Below are 20,018 nucleotides of genomic sequence, written 5' to 3'. Positions count from 1 at the left end.
TGCCGTCCGCAAGGCGTAAATCTGGCACCGGTCTTCGTAGGTGATCCGACGATATGTGCGCATCAGTAACCCCTTGGTGTGCCAAGAGGTTACTCCATCACGCCGTCGTTGACGTTATGCACTGGCTACTTGAATCCGCGTATTCAAATACATTGGGCTGGAACACATTTCCCGTGCCGACACTCACCGAGAAGAACAAGACCGACCTGACTCGCTGCGCCGAGGACATCCTGCTGGCGAGGGAAGCCCATTTCCCAGCAACAATTGCAGAACTCTACGATCCCGACAACATGCCCGCCAATCTTCGGGAGGCGCACGAGCATAACGATGAAGTACTGGAACGTATCTACATTGGTCGCCGTTTCCGCAATGATACAGAGCGGCTTGAAAAGCTATTTGAACTGTATACAAAGATGACCGCAGGGCAAGGAACGAGTAAGAAGAAAGGGACGGGGGCGATCGCATGACAGGTCCAATAAAGTCGGTTCCATCGATTTCCGTTTCGTATGCCAGAAACGGCAATGCGACCAAGTCCAATGCCCTCGGGATGCGGCCGATGCAGGAACGGGCCTATGAGCGGCGCGGGGAGCAATATCTTCTCATCAAGTCGCCGCCGGCGTCTGGTAAAAGCCGCGCGCTGATGTTCATCGCGCTCGACAAGCTCCAGAACCAGGGGCTCAAGCAGGCGATCATCATTGTGCCGGAACGGTCCATCGGTGCAAGTTTCCACGATGAGCCGTTGACGAAGTATGGATTCTGGGCGGACTGGATCGTACAGCCTAGGTGGAACCTCTGTGATGCGCCAGGCGGGGATAACGGCGGCAAGGTGAACGCCGTCGGCGCATTCCTGGAGAGTGACGACAAAGTGCTGGTTTGCACACATGCGACATTTCGGTTTGCGGTCGATAGGTTTGGGGTCGAGAAGTTCGACGACCGGCTGATTGCGGTTGATGAATTTCACCATGTCTCGACGGACGACGAAAACAAACTTGGTCGCCACATCGGCCAGTTCATTGCCCGCAACAGGACGCATATTGTCGCGATGACAGGTTCGTATTTCCGGGGTGACGCGGAAGCCGTCCTTGCCCCGCTCGACGAGGACAAGTTCGATACCGTCACCTACACCTATTATGAGCAACTGAACGGCTACGAGTACCTGAAGCAGCTCGACATCGGCTATTTCTTCTATTCGGGGTCCTATATCGACGACATTCTGAAGGTGCTGAACCATGAAGAGAAGACGATCATCCACATCCCAAACGTCAATTCGCGAGAAAGCACGAAGGACAAGATTAAGGAAGTGGAGCACATCATCGAAGAGTTGGGCGAATGGCAGGGTGCTGACCTGGAAACCGGCTTTCAGATCGTTAAGACGGCGACGGGCCGTGTTCTCAAGATCGCCGACCTTGTTGATGATGATGCGGCCAAGCGCGAGCGCGTATCCGCCGCCTTGAAGGACTCCGCGCAAAAGAACAACCGGGATTATGTGGACATCATCATTGCCTTGGGCATGGCGAAGGAAGGCTTCGACTGGATTTGGTGCGAACACGCATTAACCATTGGATACCGGTCCAGCCTGACCGAGATCGTGCAGATCATCGGTCGCGCCACGCGCGACGCGCCGGGAAAGACCCGCACGCGCTTTACCAATCTGATCGCCGAACCTGATGCGTCGGCGGAGGCCGTCACTGAGGCCGTCAACGATACGCTCAAGGCGATTGCGGCCAGCCTTCTCATGGAGCAGGTGCTTGCGCCGCGCTTTGAGTTCAAACCGAAGAATCCGAATAGTGGGCCGACGCCGGGCTTCGATTACGGCGAAGGCGGTTTTGACCCCAACAAATGCAACGTGGGTTTCAATGGCGAGACCGGGCAATTCCAGATCGAGATTAAGGGACTGTCTGAACCAAAAAGCCAGGAAGCGGCCCGTATATGCCGTGAGGACTTGAATGAGGTGATTGCAGCCTTCGTTCAGGACAAAACGGCTATTGAACGCGGCTTGTTTGATGAGGAACTTGTGCCGGAAGAACTGACCCAGGTCCGCATGGGCAAGATCGTCAAGGACAAATATCCAGAATTGAACGAGGAAGATCAGGAGGCGGTGCGCCAGCACGCCATCGCGGCGCTGAATCTGACACAGCAAGCCAAACAGATTGTGCTTGGCGGAGCGGGCGGCGACGGGCAGCAGAGCAGCAATACCGCTTTGATCGACGGCGTTCGGAAGTACGCAATGGATGTACGCGAGCTCGACATCGACCTGATCGACCGGATCAATCCCTTCGGGGAAGCCTATGCCATCCTCGCCAAGACCATGAGCGAGGCCAGTCTGAAACAGGTTCAGGCAGCCATCTCGGCAAAGCGTGTCAGTCTTACCATCGAGGAGGCGCGGGAGCTTGCTAAACGTGCCTTGAGATTCAAACAGGAACGGGGGCGTTTGCCGTCCATCACGTCAACAGATGCGTGGGAAAAGCGCATGGCCGAAGGCGTGGCGTACCTTGCACGGATGAAAGCGGAGGCGGCGCGTGGCTAAATTCACCGATGAAGACGATGCACTTCTTGAGGAGCTTGGTGTCGAGATTGAGGCGAAAGATACGGGTGGCCGTACGCCACGCGAGGAGCGCATCATTGCCGGTTTTGAGGAAATCCAGCGATTCGCTGACGAACACGGGCGCACGCCCCAGCACGGGGAAGATCGTGACATATTCGAGCGTCTATACGCCGTGCGCTTGGATCGCCTGCGGGGCCTGACGGAGCGCCGAACTCTCCTTGCGCCTATGGATCGCCAAGGGTTGCTAGAAGGTGGGAAAGGGGCTCCCATTCCGGCGGCTGACGACTTGGACGACCACGCGCTTCTGGAGGCCCTTGGTGTTGACGGTTCTATGGAGGGCGTCACAGCGCTTCGGCATGTGCGTTCGACCGCCGAGAAGAAAGCGGCCGAAGAAATCGCCATGCGCAAGAAATGCGAGGACTTTGAAGAATTCAAACCGATGTTTCTTCAGGTCAAAAAGGATCTCGATACCGGCATCCGGCAAACACGCCCGTTTCAAACGATGGCCGAAATCAAAAAGGGCCAGTTCTTCATCGTCGGCGGCCAGATTTCCTATGTCGCAGAAGTTGGCAATGAATTTGTAACCGAATATGACCGGCGCGACAGCCGGCTCCGCGTTATCTATGACAACGGGACGGAAAGCGATGTTCTCCTGCGTTCCCTCCAGCGCGCCCTTCATCGAGACGGTGCTGGTCGGCGTATCACCGATTTGGAGTCGCTCCCGCTTTTCTCCAGCGAAATCGAGGAAGGCGACCAGACCAGCGGCACAATCTATGTTCTACGGAGTAAGTCCGACAATCCAGTGGTCGCGTCCAACCGGGACATTCTGCACAAGATCGGTGTGACCGGTGGCAGCGTTGAACGTCGGATCGACAACGCAACGCTTGATCCCACGTTCCTCATGGCGGACGTGGAGATCGTTGCGACCTACAAACTTTCCAACATCAATCGCACCAAGCTTGAAAACCTTATCCAGCGAATATTTGATCCAGTAAGACTTGATGTCGAGATCAAGGATCGTTTCGGGAATCCGGTTGTGCCTCGCGAATGGTTCCTCGTGCCGCTATTCGTAATCGACGAGGCTGTTAGCCGAATCAAGGACGGAACGATTACAGGCTACCAATACGATCCCGGCACAGCATCGCTGAAGCGGGTGGCTAGCTAGCACGTCGTGTCTGGTTGTGAATATGGGAGATTGGGGGTCAGACATGACTATTGACTTATTGGAGCCGGAAGAAAGAAAAATGGTTGTTAATCTTTTCTCGCCGCACGCCATCACCGCCGACCTCGACGCCGCTTGGGGCCAGGTTCGATGATGTGCGAGGGTGAGTGAAGGGGCCGAGCCTATCGCCGGAGGAGGGCGATCCAGGACCATAGGTTGAGCAGACTGGCAAGGGAGGCCGCTTTCTGGTCTATCTGGTTTGTCTGGTCTGTCTGGTTCTTCTGGTTGATCTAGTTTCTCTGGTTCATGTGGTTCGTTTCGTTCAAGGAGCGAATCAAACCAGACAGACTTTCCCGCTCGTCTCGCCATTCCCGCCCGTCCCGCAGTCTCTATAGACCAAACAAACCAGCCCGACCAGACAGACCATCCCATTTTGCTTGGCTTGCCTCGCCGTCCTTGAAGTCTTGAGCGGTGACGTGCATGTCTGTCGGTGTCGTGCAATCAGCGGGGAACGGTTAGGTCTTTGGCTAGGTCTCGAAGATTGGCCTCGACCGTGAGGTCGGTTTGGGAGGGAGTGACGGCGGCGTTGAAGGGGTTATGCTGCTACGCGTTTCTTCGGCCCTCGCTTTGTGTGTGTCGTCAGGCGTCGAGTCGCCTCGGACATTTCGAGGAGTGAGCGCAACGCCGCATTGACCGATGCGGAGTCACGAAAGGCACTGGCAACATCGGGCTCAAGTACGGCGACGTTTGCCCCTTCCTTGATCAGTCGACGGTAGTATTTCCCTCGAACCGCGTTTGTGTAGTCGAAGGTATACTCTGCCCGCATGTTGTCTGACTGTGGTGGTCCTTTACGTTTCATGGCGTTTCCTCTCTCCCGCTGTCGCTCGGCGGGCACTGATGATTCGTACAGCAGTTCCTCGATCTGTATGGGCGACGATCAGTAGCCGTCCACGGGCGGAGTATCCGATTGTGAGATATCTTCGTTCACCGGTGGAATGATCCGGATCATCAATCGTGGCCGCGAGTGGATCATAGAACACGGTCACGGCTTCGTCGAATGAGGCTCGGTGTTTCAGTAGGTTGCGCCGTGCCTTGTCACGATCCCATTCGAACTGCATGTGTGTATTGTAAAGAACTGACTTTGAACTGTCTATGAAGACAGACAAGGCAAAGGGCTCGGGAGTCGTTTCTCGTCGCACACAATCCCGGCGACTTTGCGAGGGTGCGTGAAGGGACTGAGCCTATCGCCGTAGGAGGGCGATCCAGCGCCACAGGTTGAGCAGACTCGCAAGGGGGGCCGCCACGTAGATGAGTGCGGCTGCGGTGAGGATGCCTTCTGGTCTATCTCGTTTGTCTGGTTCTTCTGGTTCATGTGGTTGATCTAGTTTCTCTAGTTCACGTAGCGAAACCAACCAGACAGGCTCTTCCCCCATCTCGCCATTCCTGCTCGTCCCGCCCGTCTCGCAGGCTCTATAGACCAAACAAACCAGACAGACCAGTTGAACCAAACAGACCAGACAGACCAACCGACCGCCCCCATCCTGCCGCCACTCCCTACGGCCGCGGCTTGTCCATCGAAGGGCGATAGGGGCGCCTCTCTCAACGCACTTTCAGGAAAAACTGTCGCTTCCCAAACGTATTGTCCCGATGTATCACTGCCGGGGTGAGGGCCGATGTTGTTGCTCAGGCTCGTTTCCGTGGTGGCCTGTAGATTTTTGGAGTACTGCTCGTGAGTGCACTGCCCATTACAGATTATGTGTTCAGTGACCATGCCCGGTTTGAACTAATGCGGCGAGGCTTGAGCGAGGAGACTGTCCGTGCGATACTTCTTTCACCAGGGCAACGCATTGACGTTCGACCTGGCTGCGTGGTCCTTCAATCGAAGGTTTCTTCAGGACCGCCTGGAACGGTGTTCCTGCTTCGTGTCTTCGTGGATGTCGATCGGTGCCCGGCACGGGTGGTGCCCGCATATCGGACCAGCAAGATCGAAAAATATTGGAGGAACCCATGAAGGTGTCGTACGACAAAACGAGCGATACGCTGAGTATGATCCTGAAGGACAATACGCCTGTTGCGGAAAGCGACGAAGATAAGCCCGGCGTGATTCTGGATTATGATGTGGCGGGCAATCTTGTCTCCATTGAAATTCTGGATGCCTCTAAGCGAGTGACGGAGGCTCGGAAGGTCGAGTTCCAAACCACTGGATAGAGCCCTCCTGCTTTCGTCGACTGCGCCGTCTTTTCTTCGTTTCTGTCGAGAGGTAGAATAAAAAAATAGGTTAGGTAATCGGAAAACTACCTGTCGGTCGCGCCTGTGTACGCCTCGCCTGCAGCTGAGTTTCTCCCCCCACCATGCCGCGACGGGTCTCTCCCGTCTATCTGGTTCTTCTGGTTCATGTGGGACAAGAAAAGGGGCCAGGCTACTTATCCGGCCCACTTCCCACCACTCCGCCGATGGTTCGTTCCTGTGTTTTGCCATCTGTCCAAATTGATCCTTTGCGGACTGCCTGTTATTCTCAAGCCTGATTGCGGACTGGGGCTGTGCTCACACTTCAGGGAGGACGGAATGAAGATCATGACTCCAGCGATGCTCCTGAAGGCGTTGAAGATGTTTAGAGGGTTCACTCAGGCGGCAGCGGAGTATCTCAGAGACAAAGAGCGGCTTCGGTATCTGTTGGCCGCGGCGGTTTCGATCGCACAAGGTCGCGGTGGAAGGCTGTTGAGAGACCTTCAATTATTGGTGCGGCTCCTGAAAGCGTCAGTGAGCGGTGCCTATACAGGCCTCTCGGTCCATAAGCTCGTGACCATCGTCGCGGCGATTCTGTATCTCATCAGCCCGCTGGATGTGATTCCGGACTTCATTCCTGTCGTCGGCTATGTGGATGATGCGGCGGTGATTGCCTGGATCCTGAAAAGCATTGCCGAAGAACTGAAGGACTTTAAGATGTGGGAAGAGGGGACTTGACCGGGCCGCCATGACTTGAAGTCGACCGTGCTGTGCGTTGTGCCCTGAGTAAGGGCAATATGAGACTCGTAGCGCTCCTACGCTAAGCCGTTGCAGGCTGGACATTGAAGGTGCGCGGGACTACCATGTGCGAATAACACCACTTGATGAGAGATGGCCATGAGTGAATTGATTTTTGTCGTGGAAGAGGCTCCTGAGGGCGGGTACATTGCGCGCGCACTCGGGGAGTCGATCTTCACAGAAGCGGACACGCTGGCTGAATTGCCGGGGAAAGTCCGTGAAGCGGTTCGCTGTCACTTTGAGGAGGGGCAAGCACCGAAGGTCGTCCGCCTGCACCACGTCCGCGAGGAAGTTATCGCCGTATGAGGCTTCCCCGCGATCTGTCCGGAAGTGATCTCGCTCAGGCCCTTCGCAAGCTCGGTTACTCGATTACCCGTCAAGCCGGTAGTCACCTTCGACTGACTACCTATGAGCATGGCGAGCATCATCTCACGATCCCCCAACATACTCCGCTTCGCATCGGGACCCTCTCGGCCATTCTTGCCGATGTGGCCGCACATTTCGATATCACCCGTGAACAGCTACTTGAACAGCTGTTTGGTTAGATAAGCGGACAGAGCAGAGACGCTGCCAATGTGATCCAAGAATTCCATCCGGCCCGCCACCTCATGTCTCACTAAGAGCTGATTTCATGTCCCCACCGCGCCGCCGATGGCGAATCCCAAATCGGATGGCTTCCCGCCAATCGCGCCTGTTCACACATCGCCTGCAACGGCCTCTGCCTGACGTGTCTTTTCTGGATCATGGCACGGTGATGATGGCTGGTAGTGTTGTAGAGATCCTGCGATGCGCGCTCGCCTTACCACGAACGTCCCTGTTAAAATGAACATTCCTCACCAACATGTAGCCAAGGACAATCCATCGATGTCGACGCCCTCACAATCGAATGCCGTTCTTGTGGCGATCCGCACCCCTCGTGTGACCGTGGAGGAGCTGGACAGTTCTCTGCAAGAGCTCACCCGCCTTGTGAAAACCCTCGGGTACCATGTCGTGGGCCATGTGACGCAAAAGCGGAGTTCCGAAAAATATGCGGCGGTCCTTGGTCAGGGAAAACTCGCCGAATTGGCGCTGTGGACCGGTGGTTCCGGGAAAGTAGCGGTTGCGTTTGAACGGCCGATGCACAAAGCGGCTTCGAAGCGCGAGGCTGCGGCCTCGGACGTCACGGAGGAGTCAGAAGACGACGAATCGGATGACACCCTGGAGGCCTCACCAGGCCCTCGGGAAGAGGCGCAGATCGTCATCGTGGACTGTGATCTGTCGCCGTCACAATTGAAAAATCTTGAAAGTGCCGCCGGAGTTCCTGTACTCGACCGTACCGGCGTCATCATTGAGATTTTCAGTCGACATGCTCGTACACGCGCGGCCCGGCTTCAGGTAGAGATCGCGAGGCTCAATTATCTGGCGCCACGGTTGCGTGAAACCGGGGGCGGCAGCGAGCGGCAAGGCGGGGGGGTCGGAGGCAAAGGGGCCGGAGAGACGAGCCTTGAGCTCGATAAGCGCAGGATTCGCGATCGCATGAAAGAACTCAGGGCAGAATTGGCGGCGATCGGGGACGAGCATCAGACGCGCCGCGCGAGACGGGAACACGAATTGACGGTCGCGCTCGTCGGGTACACCAATGCCGGCAAATCCTCGCTGATGCGTGCGATGACGGGAATCGATGTGCTCGTGGCCGATAAGCTGTTCGCCACCCTCGATACCACGATCCGGCCGCTGTATCCTGACACGCGTCCCAAAGTGCTCATGAGCGATACGGTGGGATTCATCAAGAAGCTTCCGCATGACCTGGTGGCATCGTTCAAGTCGACGCTGGATGAAGCGGCCGGTGCCTCGCTGGTGCTATTTGTCGTCGATGCCTCAGATCCCTCTTTTCGATCCCAACTCGACGTCACGCGGACGGTGTTAGCCGAAGTTGGCGCCACGGACATTCCCAGCCTCTTGGTGTTGAATAAACAAGATCGTCTCGGACCGGACGAGCTCGCGACACTGAAGGCGGAATATCCGGACGCCTTTTTTCTGTCCACGAGAAGCAAGGACGATCTGCACGCGCTCCGTGAGCGCATTATGGGGTTCTTTGAGAGCGATATGGTCGACGAGGAATTACATATTCCGTTTACGGCTCAAGGGGTCGTGGCAGAGATCCGCGCCCGGATGCGTATCTTGTCCGAAGCCTATGATGCCGAGGGACTCACGATACAGGTGCGATCGACCCCCGAGAACCTGACCGTCATCAAAAAGAAGCTCGCGCGATGAGGCGCGGATTGTGCCATCAACCGACTCTCCTCTGACTGTCCGTCCCTACCACGCTGCTGGTGGCGAAGCAGAGTCCTGTTTGCGAAGGACTTGTCGTGCCTATCGGGATAGGAGGGCGTGTTTCTCTCTCACTGCGTGTACGAGGATAGAGCGATGAGTGGCTGGTGGATGAAGCCTCATACGGCTGCTCAGGAGTTAGGCTGCTGACCGCTTGGTCACTTCCCAGCCGGGGAAGACAAGGACTGCTGGATGGCACCGCAGTGCATGTGCCAGGGTTTTGGCCCGTTCAATACCCAGATTGATGGTGCCATTTTCAATGGCAGAGATCGTGGACTGTGGAATCTTAGTCCTGCGAGCCAACTCGCTCTGCGTGAGCCCTTGCAGTTCTCGAACGATCCGAACGGATTTTCCCACCGATACGACAACTAGAGCTTTCGCCGGACGAACGTCCTTGGTTTTCATCATTGCCTCCGATCATCGTGGGCGGTTACGTCCATGACCAGTACCAGTATGCGCTGTTCCTCAACCTTGTAGATCACTCGATACTGCGTATTCGGCCTTGACGAGCGATGCCCTTCCCATCCCCCTTGATGGCCTTCATGGTGGAACCCCTTGATCAGGCGTAGGCCTGCAGGGCCGGGAGGCTTTCCCAGACGGAGCGGTCGCCACGCTTCTATCCCAGACGCTTGACGAGCTTCTTGGGTAGACTGGAGCGGACGGTTCCATAGCGTCGCCCGCGAGGCGCTTGCCGCACGGTGACTTCTACATCCTGGCCTAACAAGGACAGAAAATGAACCAGGCGTTCGACCGAGAAGCCAGCCATCTGGCCGGCGAGTAGTTTCGAGATTTTGGCTTGGTCAATGCGGAGGTGGGTTGCCGCTTCCGCCTGCTTCCAGCCTCGTCCTCTGATCGTGTCCTGAAGCGCCTGCAATAAACTGCTTTTGAGAATGAGCTCCGCGGACCGTTCTTCGGAAAACCCTAGATCGCGAAAGATATTTCCACTGCCTTTTGTCACCGTGGCACGTTTCATAGGCCTTCCTCCCTTCTCCACTTGAGTAGATCGGCATATCGGGTCTGTCCGAGCTCTAGATCCGCTCTCGCGGTCTTCTGTGAGCGCTTCTCAAACACATGGAGCACATACACGGCTTCTTCGAACTTGGCCACATAGAAGACTCGATAGGCCCCGCTTTCATCCCTGACCCGAATTTCCCGAACTCCAGATCCGACCGTCGGCATCGGCTTCCAATCATCCGCTTCTTTGCCCTGCTGAACTTTGAATAACTGAAAGCCGGCCGTTTCCTGTGCGCTATCCGGAAGTTCGCGAATTGCCTCCCGTGACGTTCCGACAAAATGAATCGGCTTCATTTCTCACCTGTACGTGGCCATCCAGGGCTATATTATGCTAGATGTGGCATATACGCAAGAGACTCGTTGAGTTGAGGCCGGCGGACCGCTTCGGGCCATATATAAAACGAGCAGGTGCCGGGACTCTTTTCTCGCCGCACACAATCCCGGCGACTTTTCGAGTGTGCGCGAAGGGGCCGAGACTATCGCCGGAGGAGGGCGATCCAGCGCCAGAGGTTCAGCAGACTGGCTAGGGAGGCCGCCACGTAGGTGAGCGCGGCTGCGGTGAGGATGCGGCGAGCCCCTTGTTCGTCTTCAGGCGACAGGTAACTGCCTTGCCGGAGCACGGGCAGGGCACGATTGAAGCTGGCGTCCCACTCGACTGGGAGCGTGACGAGGTGGACCAGCGTGGAGATCCCCATCGTCGCCAATCCGGCCACCATGACGACGACACCTGCGATCGGGGTTCGCGCGAGTGCCGCCGCGATCGGAATGCCCATCATGATGACCACGCCGATCTTTTCCGCTCCCTGCGCGATCCGCACGAGCCTGGTGCGTTCTGCGAGCGGTTGGTAGCCCATGTGGTCTTGCATGGCATGCCCGACCTCGTGGGCGGCCACGGTAATGGCCGTGAGCGATTTCCCGCTGAAAATATCGGGTGTCAGGCGGACGGCTTTGGTAACAGGATCGTAGTGGTCCCCCAGCTCGGTCGGTTCGACTGTGATGTGCGGCATGTTGAACCGATTGAGCAGATGCCGGGCCAACTCTCCGCCCGTGCCTGGGTAGTCCGAGCGGGGCGCACTATGCCGGGCAAACACTCGCCTGGTCCAGAGCTGCGGACCCACGATAACCACCGCGACCAGGAGCAACAGCAAGACGAGACGTATCATCTATCCAGATCTCCCTCCCGCTCTTGTCGGGCAGGGCACTCGGCCAAAGCCGGTGGCGCACAGGTTGATGGGATCGATCCTTTTCCCTCACAGGCTACCACAATGGACAGATGGGAAGAACACACCGGGCCCTTCGCCATGTCTCATCGCCCCTCTCGCATCTGACATCCCGATGCAATTTCCGCCGCGAATCGAGTAGAGTGTGAAGATCATTTGTCTTTGTCGGTTGGTGAGGAGGAGTCATGGGAGTATTTCGACGACCCGAGTTGATAAAGGATAATCCGGTTGCGCCGCAAATGTATGTCGGACCACGGCGGAGGCTCGCCCGTGCGGCGTCGACGTCGCAGGTCCCGACGGAGGGTGACATGGCGGAGACGCTGCAGACTCTGACGGCCGCCGCGAAACGGTTTGTGGCGACTGTGCCTGCATCGAAGAAGAGCCAAGCAGAACGGGATGCGCTCCTGGATGCGATCACCCAGGCGCAACGTCTTTTGTCGGGTGAGGACCTTCCTCGGTAGGGCGCGCAACGCGGGAGCGGGGGGCTTCGAAGAAGGAACAGGCCCGGGAGTCTTTTCCTGTCGGGGACGCTAGGGCATCTTGCAGATCGAATCGAGGGCGGCCAATCTGGTCCGAAGATAATTTCTGATATTGTTCCACTGCACATCGCCACTGACCATGCCGATCGGTGTTTGTGCATTGTGGAAGCGGTCCCTCGCGGTCGGTCCGCCGATTTGCAGAAGAACGGTTTTTGTCTCTGCTGCCCATTTTCCTGCTTCTTTTTCCCATCTCGCGATGAATGCATCTCTCTGATCTCGAAAGGTTCCGGCCCGTCTGCTCTGCCAGTACTCCTTATCAATGCGTTCTCTGAGTGCATAGCCCTGTTTCAGCTGCGTGGTGCATCTCGCGCCTGGTCGAATGGCGGCTGCTTGCCCCTCGGTTGTCCCTGCGGGAGGTCGCAGGCCATTGTTCTCAACGTCTCCATGGCCCTGGCGCAGGGTCGGCTCTTCAGTGGTGGGTGTCTTGGGTGACGCGCCGCAGGCACTGAGCAGGAGACTGAGGACAATTCCAAGTAGTTTGTTCGTCATTGACATGTGCTCACCTTGCAGATTCACTTCAGAAGGATAGCTATTTCGACCAGCTCACGCAAGCGCCGATCGAGCCGCCTTCATCTTCTAGTTGAGGACGGAGCACACCGACCGTATGAGGGAAGCAATGGGGGCGGGATGGGGGCTGATTGCTCTTCCGCTGCGCACATTGAGCTGCCACATTTCTCTTCTCCATCTTCATCATTCATGCGGCGGCCTGGAGGCTCCTCAACCTGCCTCAATGACTGTCAATGGCTATTCCTGCGGATGCATGGTAGAGTGTACACGTTCCATAGCGGCGGGCCTCGCGTGAAACATCACATCACACGGCCCATTTCGGATGTTGTTGTTCCCGAGAATCTGATCGGAAGTCTGACCTAGGTCGCCTTGTTGTTTGCGTCTTCGGCCCTCTCCTTCCCCTCGTGAAGCTGTTCTCGAGTTCCCCACAATATCAATTTTCAGAAGGAGGACCCCCATGGGTTCCAAACTTTATGTTGGCGGGTTGCCCTATGCGGCAACTGAATCGCAGTTAACCAGCTTGTTCGCCGCACACGGGACTGTCGAGTCTGCGCGTGTGATCACCGACAAGTTTACCGGACAGTCGCGAGGCTTCGGCTTCGTCGAAATGGCCACGCAGCAAGAAGGTCAGGCGGCGATTTCCGCCTTGAACGGCACACAGATGGACGGACGCCCGTTGACTGTGAACGAAGCCAAGCCACAAGAACCCCGCACCGGTGGTGGTGGCGGCGGACGTGGCGGCAACGATTTCGGCGGTCGCAGCCGGTTCTAAGCACTCCGCGATGCAACGAGCGGGGCGTCTCATCCGAGGCGCCCCACCTTCACCCTGAGGATCACACCCATGCCACAGTCACAGCAGCCAGCATCGCCGCGTACAGAGGCCACCCCGAATTATCTGACCACGTTTCTGTTCGGTCTCGTCGCGTGTGGCGCGCTGATCGGAGTTCCAGCCTTTGCTTACTCGTATGGATTCACCTGGCTGGACTGGACCATGTTCGCCGTGCTGTATGTCGTGACCGGTTTGGGCATTACCGTTGGCTACCATCGCCTGTTGGCGCACCGCAGCTTCGATTGCCTTCCTTGGGTGAAGGCAGGATTGCTCATCGCCGGGGGATGGGCGCTTGAAAACTCGGCGCTGAAGTGGGCCGCGGACCATATCCGCCACCATGCGAATTGCGATCAAGAGGCCGATCCATACAACGCCCAGCGGGGATTCTGGTACAGCCACTGCGGATGGCTGTTCATCAAGGATACCCATGCGGATGACAAATACGCGTCGCGTTTGCGGCAAGACCCCCTCGTGATGTGGCAGCACCACTACTACCTGCCCATCGTCCTCTCAGGTTTGGCGCTCCCGTTCGTGGTGGGCTTTCTGTACAACGGCTGGATCGGGGGGCTGGGGTGTTTCCTGCTTGCCGGCGTCGGACGAACCTTTGCCGTACTCAATTCGACGTTTTGCATTAATTCGGTCTGTCATCTCTGGGGACGCCAACCGCATGGTCAGGCTGATTCTAGCCGGGATAGCTGGTTGGTCTCGCTTGTGACATTTGGCGAAGGCTACCATAACTATCACCATAGCTATCAAAGCGATTACCGCAATGGCCCACGCTGGTACAACTTCGATCCGTCGAAATGGCTGATCTTCACGCTCTCGCTCCTCGGCCTGGCCCACTCGTTACGTACGGCCTCCAGCGACAACAAGTAAGGGCTGGCGTTCACGCGGGGAGGAGGAACATGTTCTCACCCGCTTGCGCTCAGAAATTCCGTTGTGAGCAACTGCGCGCATCAAATGAGCACATTCCGATCGTGCGCGTTCTGCGAGCAAGAGGGGCACCTGGCCGCGCCCTCTTCATCCTTCCATTCCCTCGCGTTGTTCTCCACTCGCTGCTTCTTCTATACTCCCTCTATGCCGCAACCTTCCGATCTATCCTTCGCCGAGTCGCTCACCAGTGAGCGACGCCAGATCTTCTATGAGCGCCATCGGTTCCTTGCGATCATGATGATTCTCGTCGTCCTCCTCTTTCCCTTTGCTGGGCTTTATGTGACCGGGTTGCTCGGGGCGGTGCTCGGTCTGCTGCTGTCCCTCGCGGCCTTTTATCTGATGCCCTATGTTTGGCTTAAGATTGGTGGCTGAGACCCAGCTGGAGGGTTTCTCGGGTCTCTCTCGTCTGGCTTGTTTGTCTGATTGGTCGGACCGGAAATTCACCCAGAAGATCATCGGACATCTTTCTCAGATTCCCTTTCCACATTTCCTTAGGCGGATGCCTGCTGTCGGTTCTACTGCGGCCGTCGAACGAGGCCCTTCTGAGGGCGCGCGTTCCGGGAGCAAAGAGCCGATGGAGGCGTCCTCCTCCTCCCTCCACGCTCGCTTGTTCTCTCTTCAGGGATGGGGGCTGATTGATCTTCCACTGCGCGCGTCCAACGAGGGCCTTCTGATTCTTCACCTTCTCTATAGGGAGTAGGCAAACTGTCCTTCACTGCGCGCATCGGACGAGCACATTCCGATTGTGCGCGTTCTGCGAGCAAGAAGGACGGTTGTCTGCTCCCTTCCCCCTTTTTTCGTCCTTGATCCCCCTCTCCCACCTGTATAGAATGGCCCAACTTTTCAGGTAGTTAGCTGTACGGATCGATTCTGTAATACTTCGAGGTTTCCCATCGAACACGTGATCGTGATGGATGGAAGCCAGAGGAAATGGGTGTCCCCAACACCCCTAACAGGAGGAGACCACAGTGAGCGACTCATCCATCATTACCTTTGCGTTAGTAGCGGCAGTGACGGGCATTGCCTACGGCCTCTATTTGGCTATGTGGGTGTTCAAGCTGGACGCCGGCAATCCGAAGATGCAGGAAATCGCGAAGGCGATTCAGGAAGGCGCGAGCGCTTATTTGAATCGCCAATATCGGACTGTCGGCGTGGTCGCAGCCGTGCTCTTTGCCATGTTGTGGGGCGCAGGAGCGATCTCAGACAAATTCGGCCTGCTGACCGCGATTGGATTTTTGATCGGCGCCGGCGCGTCGTCGCTGGCCGGCTATGTGGGCATGGTCATCGCGGTGCGGGCGAACGTGCGGACGGCACAGGCGGCCCATCAGGGCATGAATGCGGCGCTAACCGTGGCGTTCCGCGGTGGCGCGGTGACGGGACTCTTGTTGATCGGCTTAGGCTTGCTGGCGATTACGCTCTTCTATGTGGTGGCCTCGCAGATTTCAGGGCAGGAGAAGGCGATTCATGCCTTGCTGAGCCTCGGGTTCGGTGGAAGTTTGATTTCGGTATTTGCCCGGGTGGGCGGCGGTATCTATACGAAGGCGGCGGACGTTGGCGCAGACCTGGTCGGGAAAGTCGAAGCGGGGATTCCGGAAGACGACCCGCGCAATCCGGCGGTTATCGCGGACAACGTGGGTGACAATGTCGGCGACTGTGCCGGTATGGCGGCGGACCTCTTCGAGACCTACGCTGTGACGACGGTGGCGGCGATGGTCTTGGCCTATACACTCTTCAAGGGAGTGAGCGCGCCGATTCTGTATCCGCTGGCGTTAGGCGGCGTGACGATTTTTGCGACGATCATCGGTATCTTCTTCGTGAAGGTCAGTCCGGGCGGCGGGATCATGCCGGCGCTCTATAAGGGCTTGTTTGTGGCGGGCGGCATTGCGGCGGTGGCGTTCTATCCCGTGACGACGACGATCATGGCGGGTGTGGGTGGTGTGAGCGGGATGAGTTACTACCTCGCGTCGTTGATCGGCTTGGCCGTGACGCTCGCCCTCGTCTTTATCACCGACTACTACACCTCCAAGAGTTATGCGCCGGTGAAGGCCATTGCCAAGGCGAGTGAAACGGGCCATGCGACCAACATCATCGCCGGATTGGCGGTGGGGATGGAGTCGACGGCCTTGCCGGTGGTGGTGATCGGGGGCGCGATTCTTTCAAGCTACTGGATTTGCGGCGGCGCGGCCTCGGGTGGTTTGTACGGCGTGGCCACTGCGGCGGTCTCGATGTTGTCGATGGCCGGTATCGTGGTGGCGATCGATGCGTTCGGTCCGATCACGGACAATGCGGGCGGTATCGCGGAGATGGCCCACCTCGGCAAAGAGGTCCGCGACATCACCGATCCATTGGATGCGGTCGGCAACACGACCAAAGCCGTGACCAAGGGTTATGCGATTGGATCGGCTGGCCTCGCGGCGGTGGTGCTGTTTGCCGAATATGCGCGTGAGGTGGCAAAGGGGAGTGGGGCGAGTACATTCGATCTCTCTAATCCTTCCGTCCTGGTCGGGCTTTTTCTGGGCGGGATGCTGCCCTTTATCTTTGGAGCCCTCTGCATGAAAGCCGTGGGAGAGGCAGCCGGTCTGGTGGTGGAAGAAGTGCGGCGGCAGTTCCGGACGATCAAAGGGATTATGGAAGGCACCGGCAAGCCGGAATATGGGACCTGCGTGGATATCGTGACGCAGGCGGCGATCAAGAAGATGATGGTGCCGGGATTAATCCCGGTCGTCTCGCCGATTCTCGTCGGCATGATCCTGGGGCCGCAGGCCTTGGGTGGCATGCTCGTCGGCAGTATTGTGACCGGTCTCTTCGTCGCGATCTCGATGACGAGCGGCGGCGGTGCTTGGGACAATGCCAAGAAGTATATTGAAGAACAGGGCCTGAAGGGGACGGATACACACAAGGCAGCAGTGACGGGCGATACGGTCGGCGATCCCTACAAGGATACGGCTGGACCGGCGATCAATCCGATGATCAAGGTCATTAATATCGTTGCACTTCTAATTGTATCCTTGATCGTCTAGCAGGATGCTGAAAAAGTCCGCCAGCGTCGTTCTCGGCTCATCGAAATCCTCAACGTACCCCTGAGGGTACGCCTCCGGTTTCGATTCGCCTGCGGCCTTGCTGGACGGAATTTTTGAGCATCCTGCGCGCGTGTCGTGTAGTTCGTGAAGTCTGAATATAGAAGCCGTCAGCATTCAGCCATCAGCACGGAGCTGAGAACTGAATGCTGACGGCTGATAGCTCAAGACCGACGCCGCTTCACGTTTCTTCGCTCGGCTTGACGGCTGAAATGACCCTGGAGTAAGGTGATCGCAGGGATCACCTTGGTGCTGATCCACGAGAGTTTCCCAGAAACACGGGAGGTGCTCGGATGGAGAAACAGGAGCGCAAGCAGGAACCCAGGCGTGAGCCGCAGGGGAAAGACGACGTTAAGGCCAATCCTAAGGTCGTCGAAGCCGGTAAGAAGATGAAAGAAGACATCGACAAGCTGGTCGATGAAATCGACGACGTGCTCGAAAAGAACGCGGAAGAGTTCGTCAAGAACTACGTGCAAAAAGGGGGGGAGTAGCGCCAGGATTCTGGCAGGCTGCTCCCTCTTTTTTTATTCCCCTGCATCGCATTTCGATTCAGGCGTTTCTTCGTCCCTCATCCGCAAGCCTCACATTCCTGCGTTTGACAACAGAGAGCTGAGAGGCTAGTATCCCTTTAATTCTCAGATAGTTAGCCTCTCTTTCGCCTCTGAATCGTGTAAGGGGTCCTCATGAAGTCCAAGCTCTGGGTCTTCCGTGATATCAATCTGTTGCAGCAAGCTTCGTTGGTTCAGGCCCTCTCTATTTCTCCTGCCACGGCCTCATTATTTCTCGCTCGCGGCGTGACGACACCGGATGAAGCCACCTCATGGATGTCGTTGCAGTCGCCGCACGATCCGTTTTTGATTCCCGATATGGAACAGGCGGTCGAGCGGCTCCATCGCGCCGTCACGAGTCATGAGCCTATCTGTTTCTACGGCGACTACGATGTCGATGGCATTACGGCCACCAGCGTCTACATGTCGTTCTTTGGCGGATTGGGTGCCAAGGTTCGCGCTTATGTTCCGCATCGGCTCCGCGAAGGGTACGGACTCAACATCGGCGCCGTGCAGCGCTTGCATGACGAAGGCATCTCGCTCTTGGTGACGTCCGATTGCGGCACGACTTCACATAAAGAAATCGCGTTGGCGGCGCAGCTCGGTATGGATGTGGTGGTGACCGACCATCACCAGAGCGATGAGCAGATGCCGCCGGCTGTGGCGGTGTTGAATCCTCATCGAGTCGGGGCCCTCTATCCGTTTCGCGGTCTCTGTTCCGCGGCGCTGGCCTACAAGGTGGCGCAGGCCTACCAACTGCGCTACGGAGTCGCTGGAGTGCCGTTGGAATCGTTGCTCGACCTCGTGGCATTGGCGACGGTCGCCGACGTGGTGCCGCTGCACGATGAGAATCGAAATTTTGTGCGCGAAGGGCTTGTGCAGTTGTCGCGTGGCGCGCGCTGCGGGGTTCGGGCGTTGAAACAGGTGGCGGGGGTGACGCGGGAATGTACGGCGGAAACCATCGCCTTCAAGCTGGCGCCGCGCATCAATGCCGCAGGGCGATTGGACGATGCCATGCTGGGTGTGCGGTTGTTGACGACCGACAATCCGGCCGAGGCGCAGCAGTTGGCAGACCGGCTTGAGCAATTGAATCGGGAACGGCAACGCATCGAAGTGGATATCATGGCGGAGGCGCTGGCCTCGCTGAAGGATCAAGAACTGCCGCCTGCATTGATCGTGGCCTCTCGCCATTGGCATCTCGGGGTGGTCGGCATTGTCGCCGCGCGTTTGGTCGATCGGTTTCAGCGCCCGGCGATTGTGATGGCGATCAATGAGCAGGGCATTGCCAAGGGCTCGGCGCGGACGACCGGCGGGTTCGATCTGTATCAAGGATTGGCTTCCTGCCGGGAGATGTTGGAGGCGTTCGGCGGGCATCCCAGCGCTGCGGGGGTGACGATTCAGGAGTCCAGGATCGATGAGTTTCGTGCGAAGTTCTCAGGCGTGGTGGCCGGGTGGAACCATGAAGGCGCCAAGGTTCCGACCTTGAACGTCGATGCCGAGGTGCGGTTGAACGATGTGAATCTGCAGTTGCTCCAGGAAATCGGCTCCCTGCATCCGTTCGGGGCGGGTAATCCAGAACCCACGTTTGCCGTGACCCGTCTTGAAGTGTTGGATGCGCGCACGGTCGGTGAGAAACATTTGAAAATGACGGTGCGGCAAGGCACCTCACTGCCGTTCGACAGTATTGCCTTCGGGATGAAGTCGTTGCTGGAGCGGGGCATTCCGTCTCGGACTCCGGTCGATCTGGCCTTCACGCCTGAGCTGAACCATTGGAACGGCCGTGACCGGATTCAGCTCCGCATTCGCGATGTTCGGCCGAGTGTGATGGAGTGAGTGAACCATGGTGTACGAAACCGTCACAGACCTCGACCAGCTGCTGGCTCGGATCAGAAGTTATTCTGCCGATGCCGACCTCGGCCTAGTCCGCAAGGCCTACGACTTTTCTGCCAAAGCGCATGAAGGGCAGCTCCGGCGGTCCGGAGAACCCTACCTGCAACATCCCATCGCCGTCGCCGGTGTGCTCTCTTCCCTCAAAACGGATGTGGTCGCCATCGTCGCGGGACTGCTGCACGATACCCTCGAAGATACCGTCGCCACGGCCGACGAGCTTGAACGGGAGTTCGGGAAGGACGTGGTGCATCTGGTCGACGGGGTGACCAAGATCGGCAAGATCACGTTTCGGAGCTATGAAGAAAAGCAGGCGGAAAATTTCCGCAAAATGCTGCTCTCGATGGCGGACGACATCCGGGTCGTCCTGATCAAGCTCGCCGACCGGCTCCACAACATGCGCACCTTGGAACATCTCAGCCC

22 protein-coding genes and 2 pseudogenes are annotated in these 20,018 nt (G+C 57.4%); 16 read left to right on the top strand and 8 right to left on the bottom strand.

The features are described 5' to 3' along the window. The first annotated feature begins 137 nt into the window (after positions 1-137). The 3 genes and pseudogenes from Q7U76_01605 (at position 138) to Q7U76_01595 (ending at position 3,710) form a co-directional block, all read left to right on the top strand. Positions 138-467 (top strand): annotated as a pseudogene (locus Q7U76_01605) (lactate dehydrogenase). Beyond that, positions 464-2,527 (top strand): DEAD/DEAH box helicase, encoded by a 2,064-nt coding sequence (locus Q7U76_01600; GenBank protein MDO8355070.1) that lies wholly within the window; start codon positions 464-466, stop codon positions 2,525-2,527. The pseudogene Q7U76_01605 and the gene Q7U76_01600 overlap by 4 nt, the downstream one beginning before the upstream one ends. After that, positions 2,520-3,710 carry a GIY-YIG nuclease family protein gene (locus Q7U76_01595; protein ID MDO8355069.1) on the top strand — a complete coding sequence of 397 codons (1,191 nt, stop codon included), beginning with the start codon at positions 2,520-2,522 and terminating at the stop codon, positions 3,708-3,710. Before Q7U76_01600 ends, Q7U76_01595 begins: the two co-directional genes overlap by 8 nt. Positions 3,711-4,302: 592 nt before the next feature. Here the strand turns inward: Q7U76_01595 and Q7U76_01590 are convergent. The 3 genes and pseudogenes from Q7U76_01590 to Q7U76_01580 all read right to left on the bottom strand — a co-directional run bounded on the left by Q7U76_01590 (position 4,303) and on the right by Q7U76_01580 (position 5,044). Further along, positions 4,303-4,566 (bottom strand): hypothetical protein, encoded by a 264-nt coding sequence (locus tag Q7U76_01590; GenBank protein ID MDO8355068.1) that lies wholly within the window; start codon positions 4,564-4,566, stop codon positions 4,303-4,305. Then, positions 4,556-4,825, bottom strand: coding sequence for a BrnT family toxin (locus tag Q7U76_01585; protein MDO8355067.1), 270 nt, complete (start codon positions 4,823-4,825; stop codon positions 4,556-4,558). Before Q7U76_01585 ends, Q7U76_01590 begins: the two co-directional genes overlap by 11 nt. A gap of 123 nt (positions 4,826-4,948) precedes the next feature. Further along, positions 4,949-5,044: pseudogene (locus Q7U76_01580) on the bottom strand (zinc metallopeptidase). A gap of 670 nt (positions 5,045-5,714) precedes the next feature. Here Q7U76_01580 and Q7U76_01575 point away from each other — a divergent pair. The 5 genes from Q7U76_01575 (at position 5,715) to hflX (ending at position 8,984) form a co-directional block, all read left to right on the top strand. Further along, positions 5,715-5,915 carry a DUF2283 domain-containing protein gene (locus Q7U76_01575; protein ID MDO8355066.1) on the top strand — a complete coding sequence of 67 codons (201 nt, stop codon included), beginning with the start codon at positions 5,715-5,717 and terminating at the stop codon, positions 5,913-5,915. 357 nt (positions 5,916-6,272) lie between these two features. After that, complete coding sequence (locus Q7U76_01570) at positions 6,273-6,671, top strand: YkvA family protein (GenBank protein ID MDO8355065.1); 399 nt, start codon at positions 6,273-6,275, stop codon at positions 6,669-6,671. A gap of 159 nt (positions 6,672-6,830) precedes the next feature. Beyond that, on the top strand, positions 6,831-7,037 hold the full coding sequence (locus tag Q7U76_01565) for a 2-oxoisovalerate dehydrogenase (protein MDO8355064.1): 207 nt from the start codon (positions 6,831-6,833) through the stop codon (positions 7,035-7,037). Beyond that, positions 7,034-7,276: a type II toxin-antitoxin system HicA family toxin gene (locus tag Q7U76_01560; GenBank protein MDO8355063.1), complete on the top strand. Its 243-nt coding sequence runs from the start codon at positions 7,034-7,036 to the stop codon at positions 7,274-7,276. The genes Q7U76_01565 and Q7U76_01560 overlap by 4 nt, the downstream gene beginning before the upstream one ends. 319 nt (positions 7,277-7,595) lie before the next feature. After that, entirely contained in the window at positions 7,596-8,984 is a 1,389-nt protein-coding gene (gene hflX, locus Q7U76_01555) for a GTPase HflX (protein ID MDO8355062.1), read from the top strand. Positions 8,985-9,179: 195 nt separating this feature from the next. On the opposite strand, the gene Q7U76_01550 is transcribed toward hflX, so the two are convergent. From Q7U76_01550 to Q7U76_01535, 4 genes are all read right to left on the bottom strand, one after another. Next, the gene (locus tag Q7U76_01550) at positions 9,180-9,449 is read right to left on the bottom strand and encodes a helix-turn-helix transcriptional regulator (GenBank protein ID MDO8355061.1); all 270 of its coding nucleotides are present in this window, start codon (positions 9,447-9,449) and stop codon (positions 9,180-9,182) included. 208 nt (positions 9,450-9,657) lie between these two features. Continuing rightward, entirely contained in the window at positions 9,658-10,014 is a 357-nt protein-coding gene (locus tag Q7U76_01545; protein MDO8355060.1) for a helix-turn-helix transcriptional regulator, read from the bottom strand. Continuing rightward, entirely contained in the window at positions 10,011-10,349 is a 339-nt protein-coding gene (locus Q7U76_01540; protein ID MDO8355059.1) for a type II toxin-antitoxin system RelE/ParE family toxin, read from the bottom strand. Before Q7U76_01540 ends, Q7U76_01545 begins: the two co-directional genes overlap by 4 nt. A 182-nt stretch (positions 10,350-10,531) precedes the next feature. Then, positions 10,532-11,218 carry a zinc metallopeptidase gene (locus Q7U76_01535; protein ID MDO8355058.1) on the bottom strand — a complete coding sequence of 229 codons (687 nt, stop codon included), beginning with the start codon at positions 11,216-11,218 and terminating at the stop codon, positions 10,532-10,534. 242 nt (positions 11,219-11,460) lie between these two features. Here Q7U76_01535 and Q7U76_01530 point away from each other — a divergent pair, with 242 nt between their 5' ends. After that, entirely contained in the window at positions 11,461-11,736 is a 276-nt protein-coding gene (locus tag Q7U76_01530; GenBank protein ID MDO8355057.1) for a hypothetical protein, read from the top strand. Positions 11,737-11,805: 69 nt separating this feature from the next. On the opposite strand, the gene Q7U76_01525 is transcribed toward Q7U76_01530, so the two are convergent. Further along, the gene (locus tag Q7U76_01525; GenBank protein ID MDO8355056.1) at positions 11,806-12,309 is read right to left on the bottom strand and encodes a hypothetical protein; all 504 of its coding nucleotides are present in this window, start codon (positions 12,307-12,309) and stop codon (positions 11,806-11,808) included. A 469-nt stretch (positions 12,310-12,778) separates the two neighbouring features. On the opposite strand from Q7U76_01525, the gene Q7U76_01520 reads away from it, so the two are divergent. The 7 genes from Q7U76_01520 to Q7U76_01490 form a co-directional block, all read left to right on the top strand. Continuing rightward, positions 12,779-13,093 carry an RNA-binding protein gene (locus Q7U76_01520; GenBank protein MDO8355055.1) on the top strand — a complete coding sequence of 105 codons (315 nt, stop codon included), beginning with the start codon at positions 12,779-12,781 and terminating at the stop codon, positions 13,091-13,093. 69 nt (positions 13,094-13,162) lie between these two features. Further along, the gene (locus Q7U76_01515; protein MDO8355054.1) at positions 13,163-14,026 is read left to right on the top strand and encodes a fatty acid desaturase; all 864 of its coding nucleotides are present in this window, start codon (positions 13,163-13,165) and stop codon (positions 14,024-14,026) included. 201 nt (positions 14,027-14,227) lie between these two features. After that, a complete protein-coding gene (locus tag Q7U76_01510) occupies positions 14,228-14,455 on the top strand; it encodes a hypothetical protein (protein MDO8355053.1) in 228 nt (75 codons plus the stop codon). A gap of 596 nt (positions 14,456-15,051) precedes the next feature. Continuing rightward, positions 15,052-17,103 carry a sodium-translocating pyrophosphatase gene (locus Q7U76_01505; GenBank protein MDO8355052.1) on the top strand — a complete coding sequence of 684 codons (2,052 nt, stop codon included), beginning with the start codon at positions 15,052-15,054 and terminating at the stop codon, positions 17,101-17,103. Between the two features lie 350 nt (positions 17,104-17,453). Beyond that, on the top strand, positions 17,454-17,651 hold the full coding sequence (locus tag Q7U76_01500) for a ubiquitin-like protein Pup (GenBank protein MDO8355051.1): 198 nt from the start codon (positions 17,454-17,456) through the stop codon (positions 17,649-17,651). 192 nt (positions 17,652-17,843) lie between these two features. After that, the gene (gene recJ / locus Q7U76_01495; GenBank protein ID MDO8355050.1) at positions 17,844-19,541 is read left to right on the top strand and encodes a single-stranded-DNA-specific exonuclease RecJ; all 1,698 of its coding nucleotides are present in this window, start codon (positions 17,844-17,846) and stop codon (positions 19,539-19,541) included. A gap of 7 nt (positions 19,542-19,548) precedes the next feature. After that, positions 19,549-20,018 (top strand): HD domain-containing protein (locus Q7U76_01490; GenBank protein ID MDO8355049.1); only part of this gene is annotated, 470 nt, incomplete at its 3' end.

The organism is Nitrospirota bacterium, assembly GCA_030645475.1.
Taxonomy (GTDB): Bacteria; Nitrospirota; Nitrospiria; order Nitrospirales; family Nitrospiraceae; genus Palsa-1315.
The sequence above is the reverse complement of the archived record's forward strand: the minus strand, read 5'-3'. Positions and strand labels throughout refer to the sequence as shown.

What these genes read in the sequence shown, in the direction of transcription:
- recJ (MDO8355050.1), top strand. Translation starts at nt 17,844, where the DNA reads ATGAAGTCCAAGCTCTGGGTCTTCCGTGATATCAATCTGTTGCAGCAA.
- Q7U76_01535 (MDO8355058.1), bottom strand. Translation starts at nt 11,218, where the DNA reads ATGATACGTCTCGTCTTGCTGTTGCTCCTGGTCGCGGTGGTTATCGTG.
- Q7U76_01545 (MDO8355060.1), bottom strand. Translation starts at nt 10,014, where the DNA reads ATGAAACGTGCCACGGTGACAAAAGGCAGTGGAAATATCTTTCGCGAT.
- Q7U76_01560 (MDO8355063.1), top strand. Translation starts at nt 7,034, where the DNA reads ATGAGGCTTCCCCGCGATCTGTCCGGAAGTGATCTCGCTCAGGCCCTT.
- Q7U76_01510 (MDO8355053.1), top strand. Translation starts at nt 14,228, where the DNA reads ATGCCGCAACCTTCCGATCTATCCTTCGCCGAGTCGCTCACCAGTGAG.
- Q7U76_01570 (MDO8355065.1), top strand. Translation starts at nt 6,273, where the DNA reads ATGAAGATCATGACTCCAGCGATGCTCCTGAAGGCGTTGAAGATGTTT.
- Q7U76_01585 (MDO8355067.1), bottom strand. Translation starts at nt 4,825, where the DNA reads ATGCAGTTCGAATGGGATCGTGACAAGGCACGGCGCAACCTACTGAAA.
- Q7U76_01525 (MDO8355056.1), bottom strand. Translation starts at nt 12,309, where the DNA reads ATGTCAATGACGAACAAACTACTTGGAATTGTCCTCAGTCTCCTGCTC.
- Q7U76_01520 (MDO8355055.1), top strand. Translation starts at nt 12,779, where the DNA reads ATGGGTTCCAAACTTTATGTTGGCGGGTTGCCCTATGCGGCAACTGAA.
- Q7U76_01590 (MDO8355068.1), bottom strand. Translation starts at nt 4,566, where the DNA reads ATGAAACGTAAAGGACCACCACAGTCAGACAACATGCGGGCAGAGTAT.
- Q7U76_01515 (MDO8355054.1), top strand. Translation starts at nt 13,163, where the DNA reads ATGCCACAGTCACAGCAGCCAGCATCGCCGCGTACAGAGGCCACCCCG.
- Q7U76_01600 (MDO8355070.1), top strand. Translation starts at nt 464, where the DNA reads ATGACAGGTCCAATAAAGTCGGTTCCATCGATTTCCGTTTCGTATGCC.
- Q7U76_01500 (MDO8355051.1), top strand. Translation starts at nt 17,454, where the DNA reads ATGGAGAAACAGGAGCGCAAGCAGGAACCCAGGCGTGAGCCGCAGGGG.
- Q7U76_01575 (MDO8355066.1), top strand. Translation starts at nt 5,715, where the DNA reads ATGAAGGTGTCGTACGACAAAACGAGCGATACGCTGAGTATGATCCTG.
- Q7U76_01540 (MDO8355059.1), bottom strand. Translation starts at nt 10,349, where the DNA reads ATGAAGCCGATTCATTTTGTCGGAACGTCACGGGAGGCAATTCGCGAA.
- hflX (MDO8355062.1), top strand. Translation starts at nt 7,596, where the DNA reads ATGTCGACGCCCTCACAATCGAATGCCGTTCTTGTGGCGATCCGCACC.
- Q7U76_01565 (MDO8355064.1), top strand. Translation starts at nt 6,831, where the DNA reads ATGAGTGAATTGATTTTTGTCGTGGAAGAGGCTCCTGAGGGCGGGTAC.
- Q7U76_01530 (MDO8355057.1), top strand. Translation starts at nt 11,461, where the DNA reads ATGGGAGTATTTCGACGACCCGAGTTGATAAAGGATAATCCGGTTGCG.
- Q7U76_01550 (MDO8355061.1), bottom strand. Translation starts at nt 9,449, where the DNA reads ATGATGAAAACCAAGGACGTTCGTCCGGCGAAAGCTCTAGTTGTCGTA.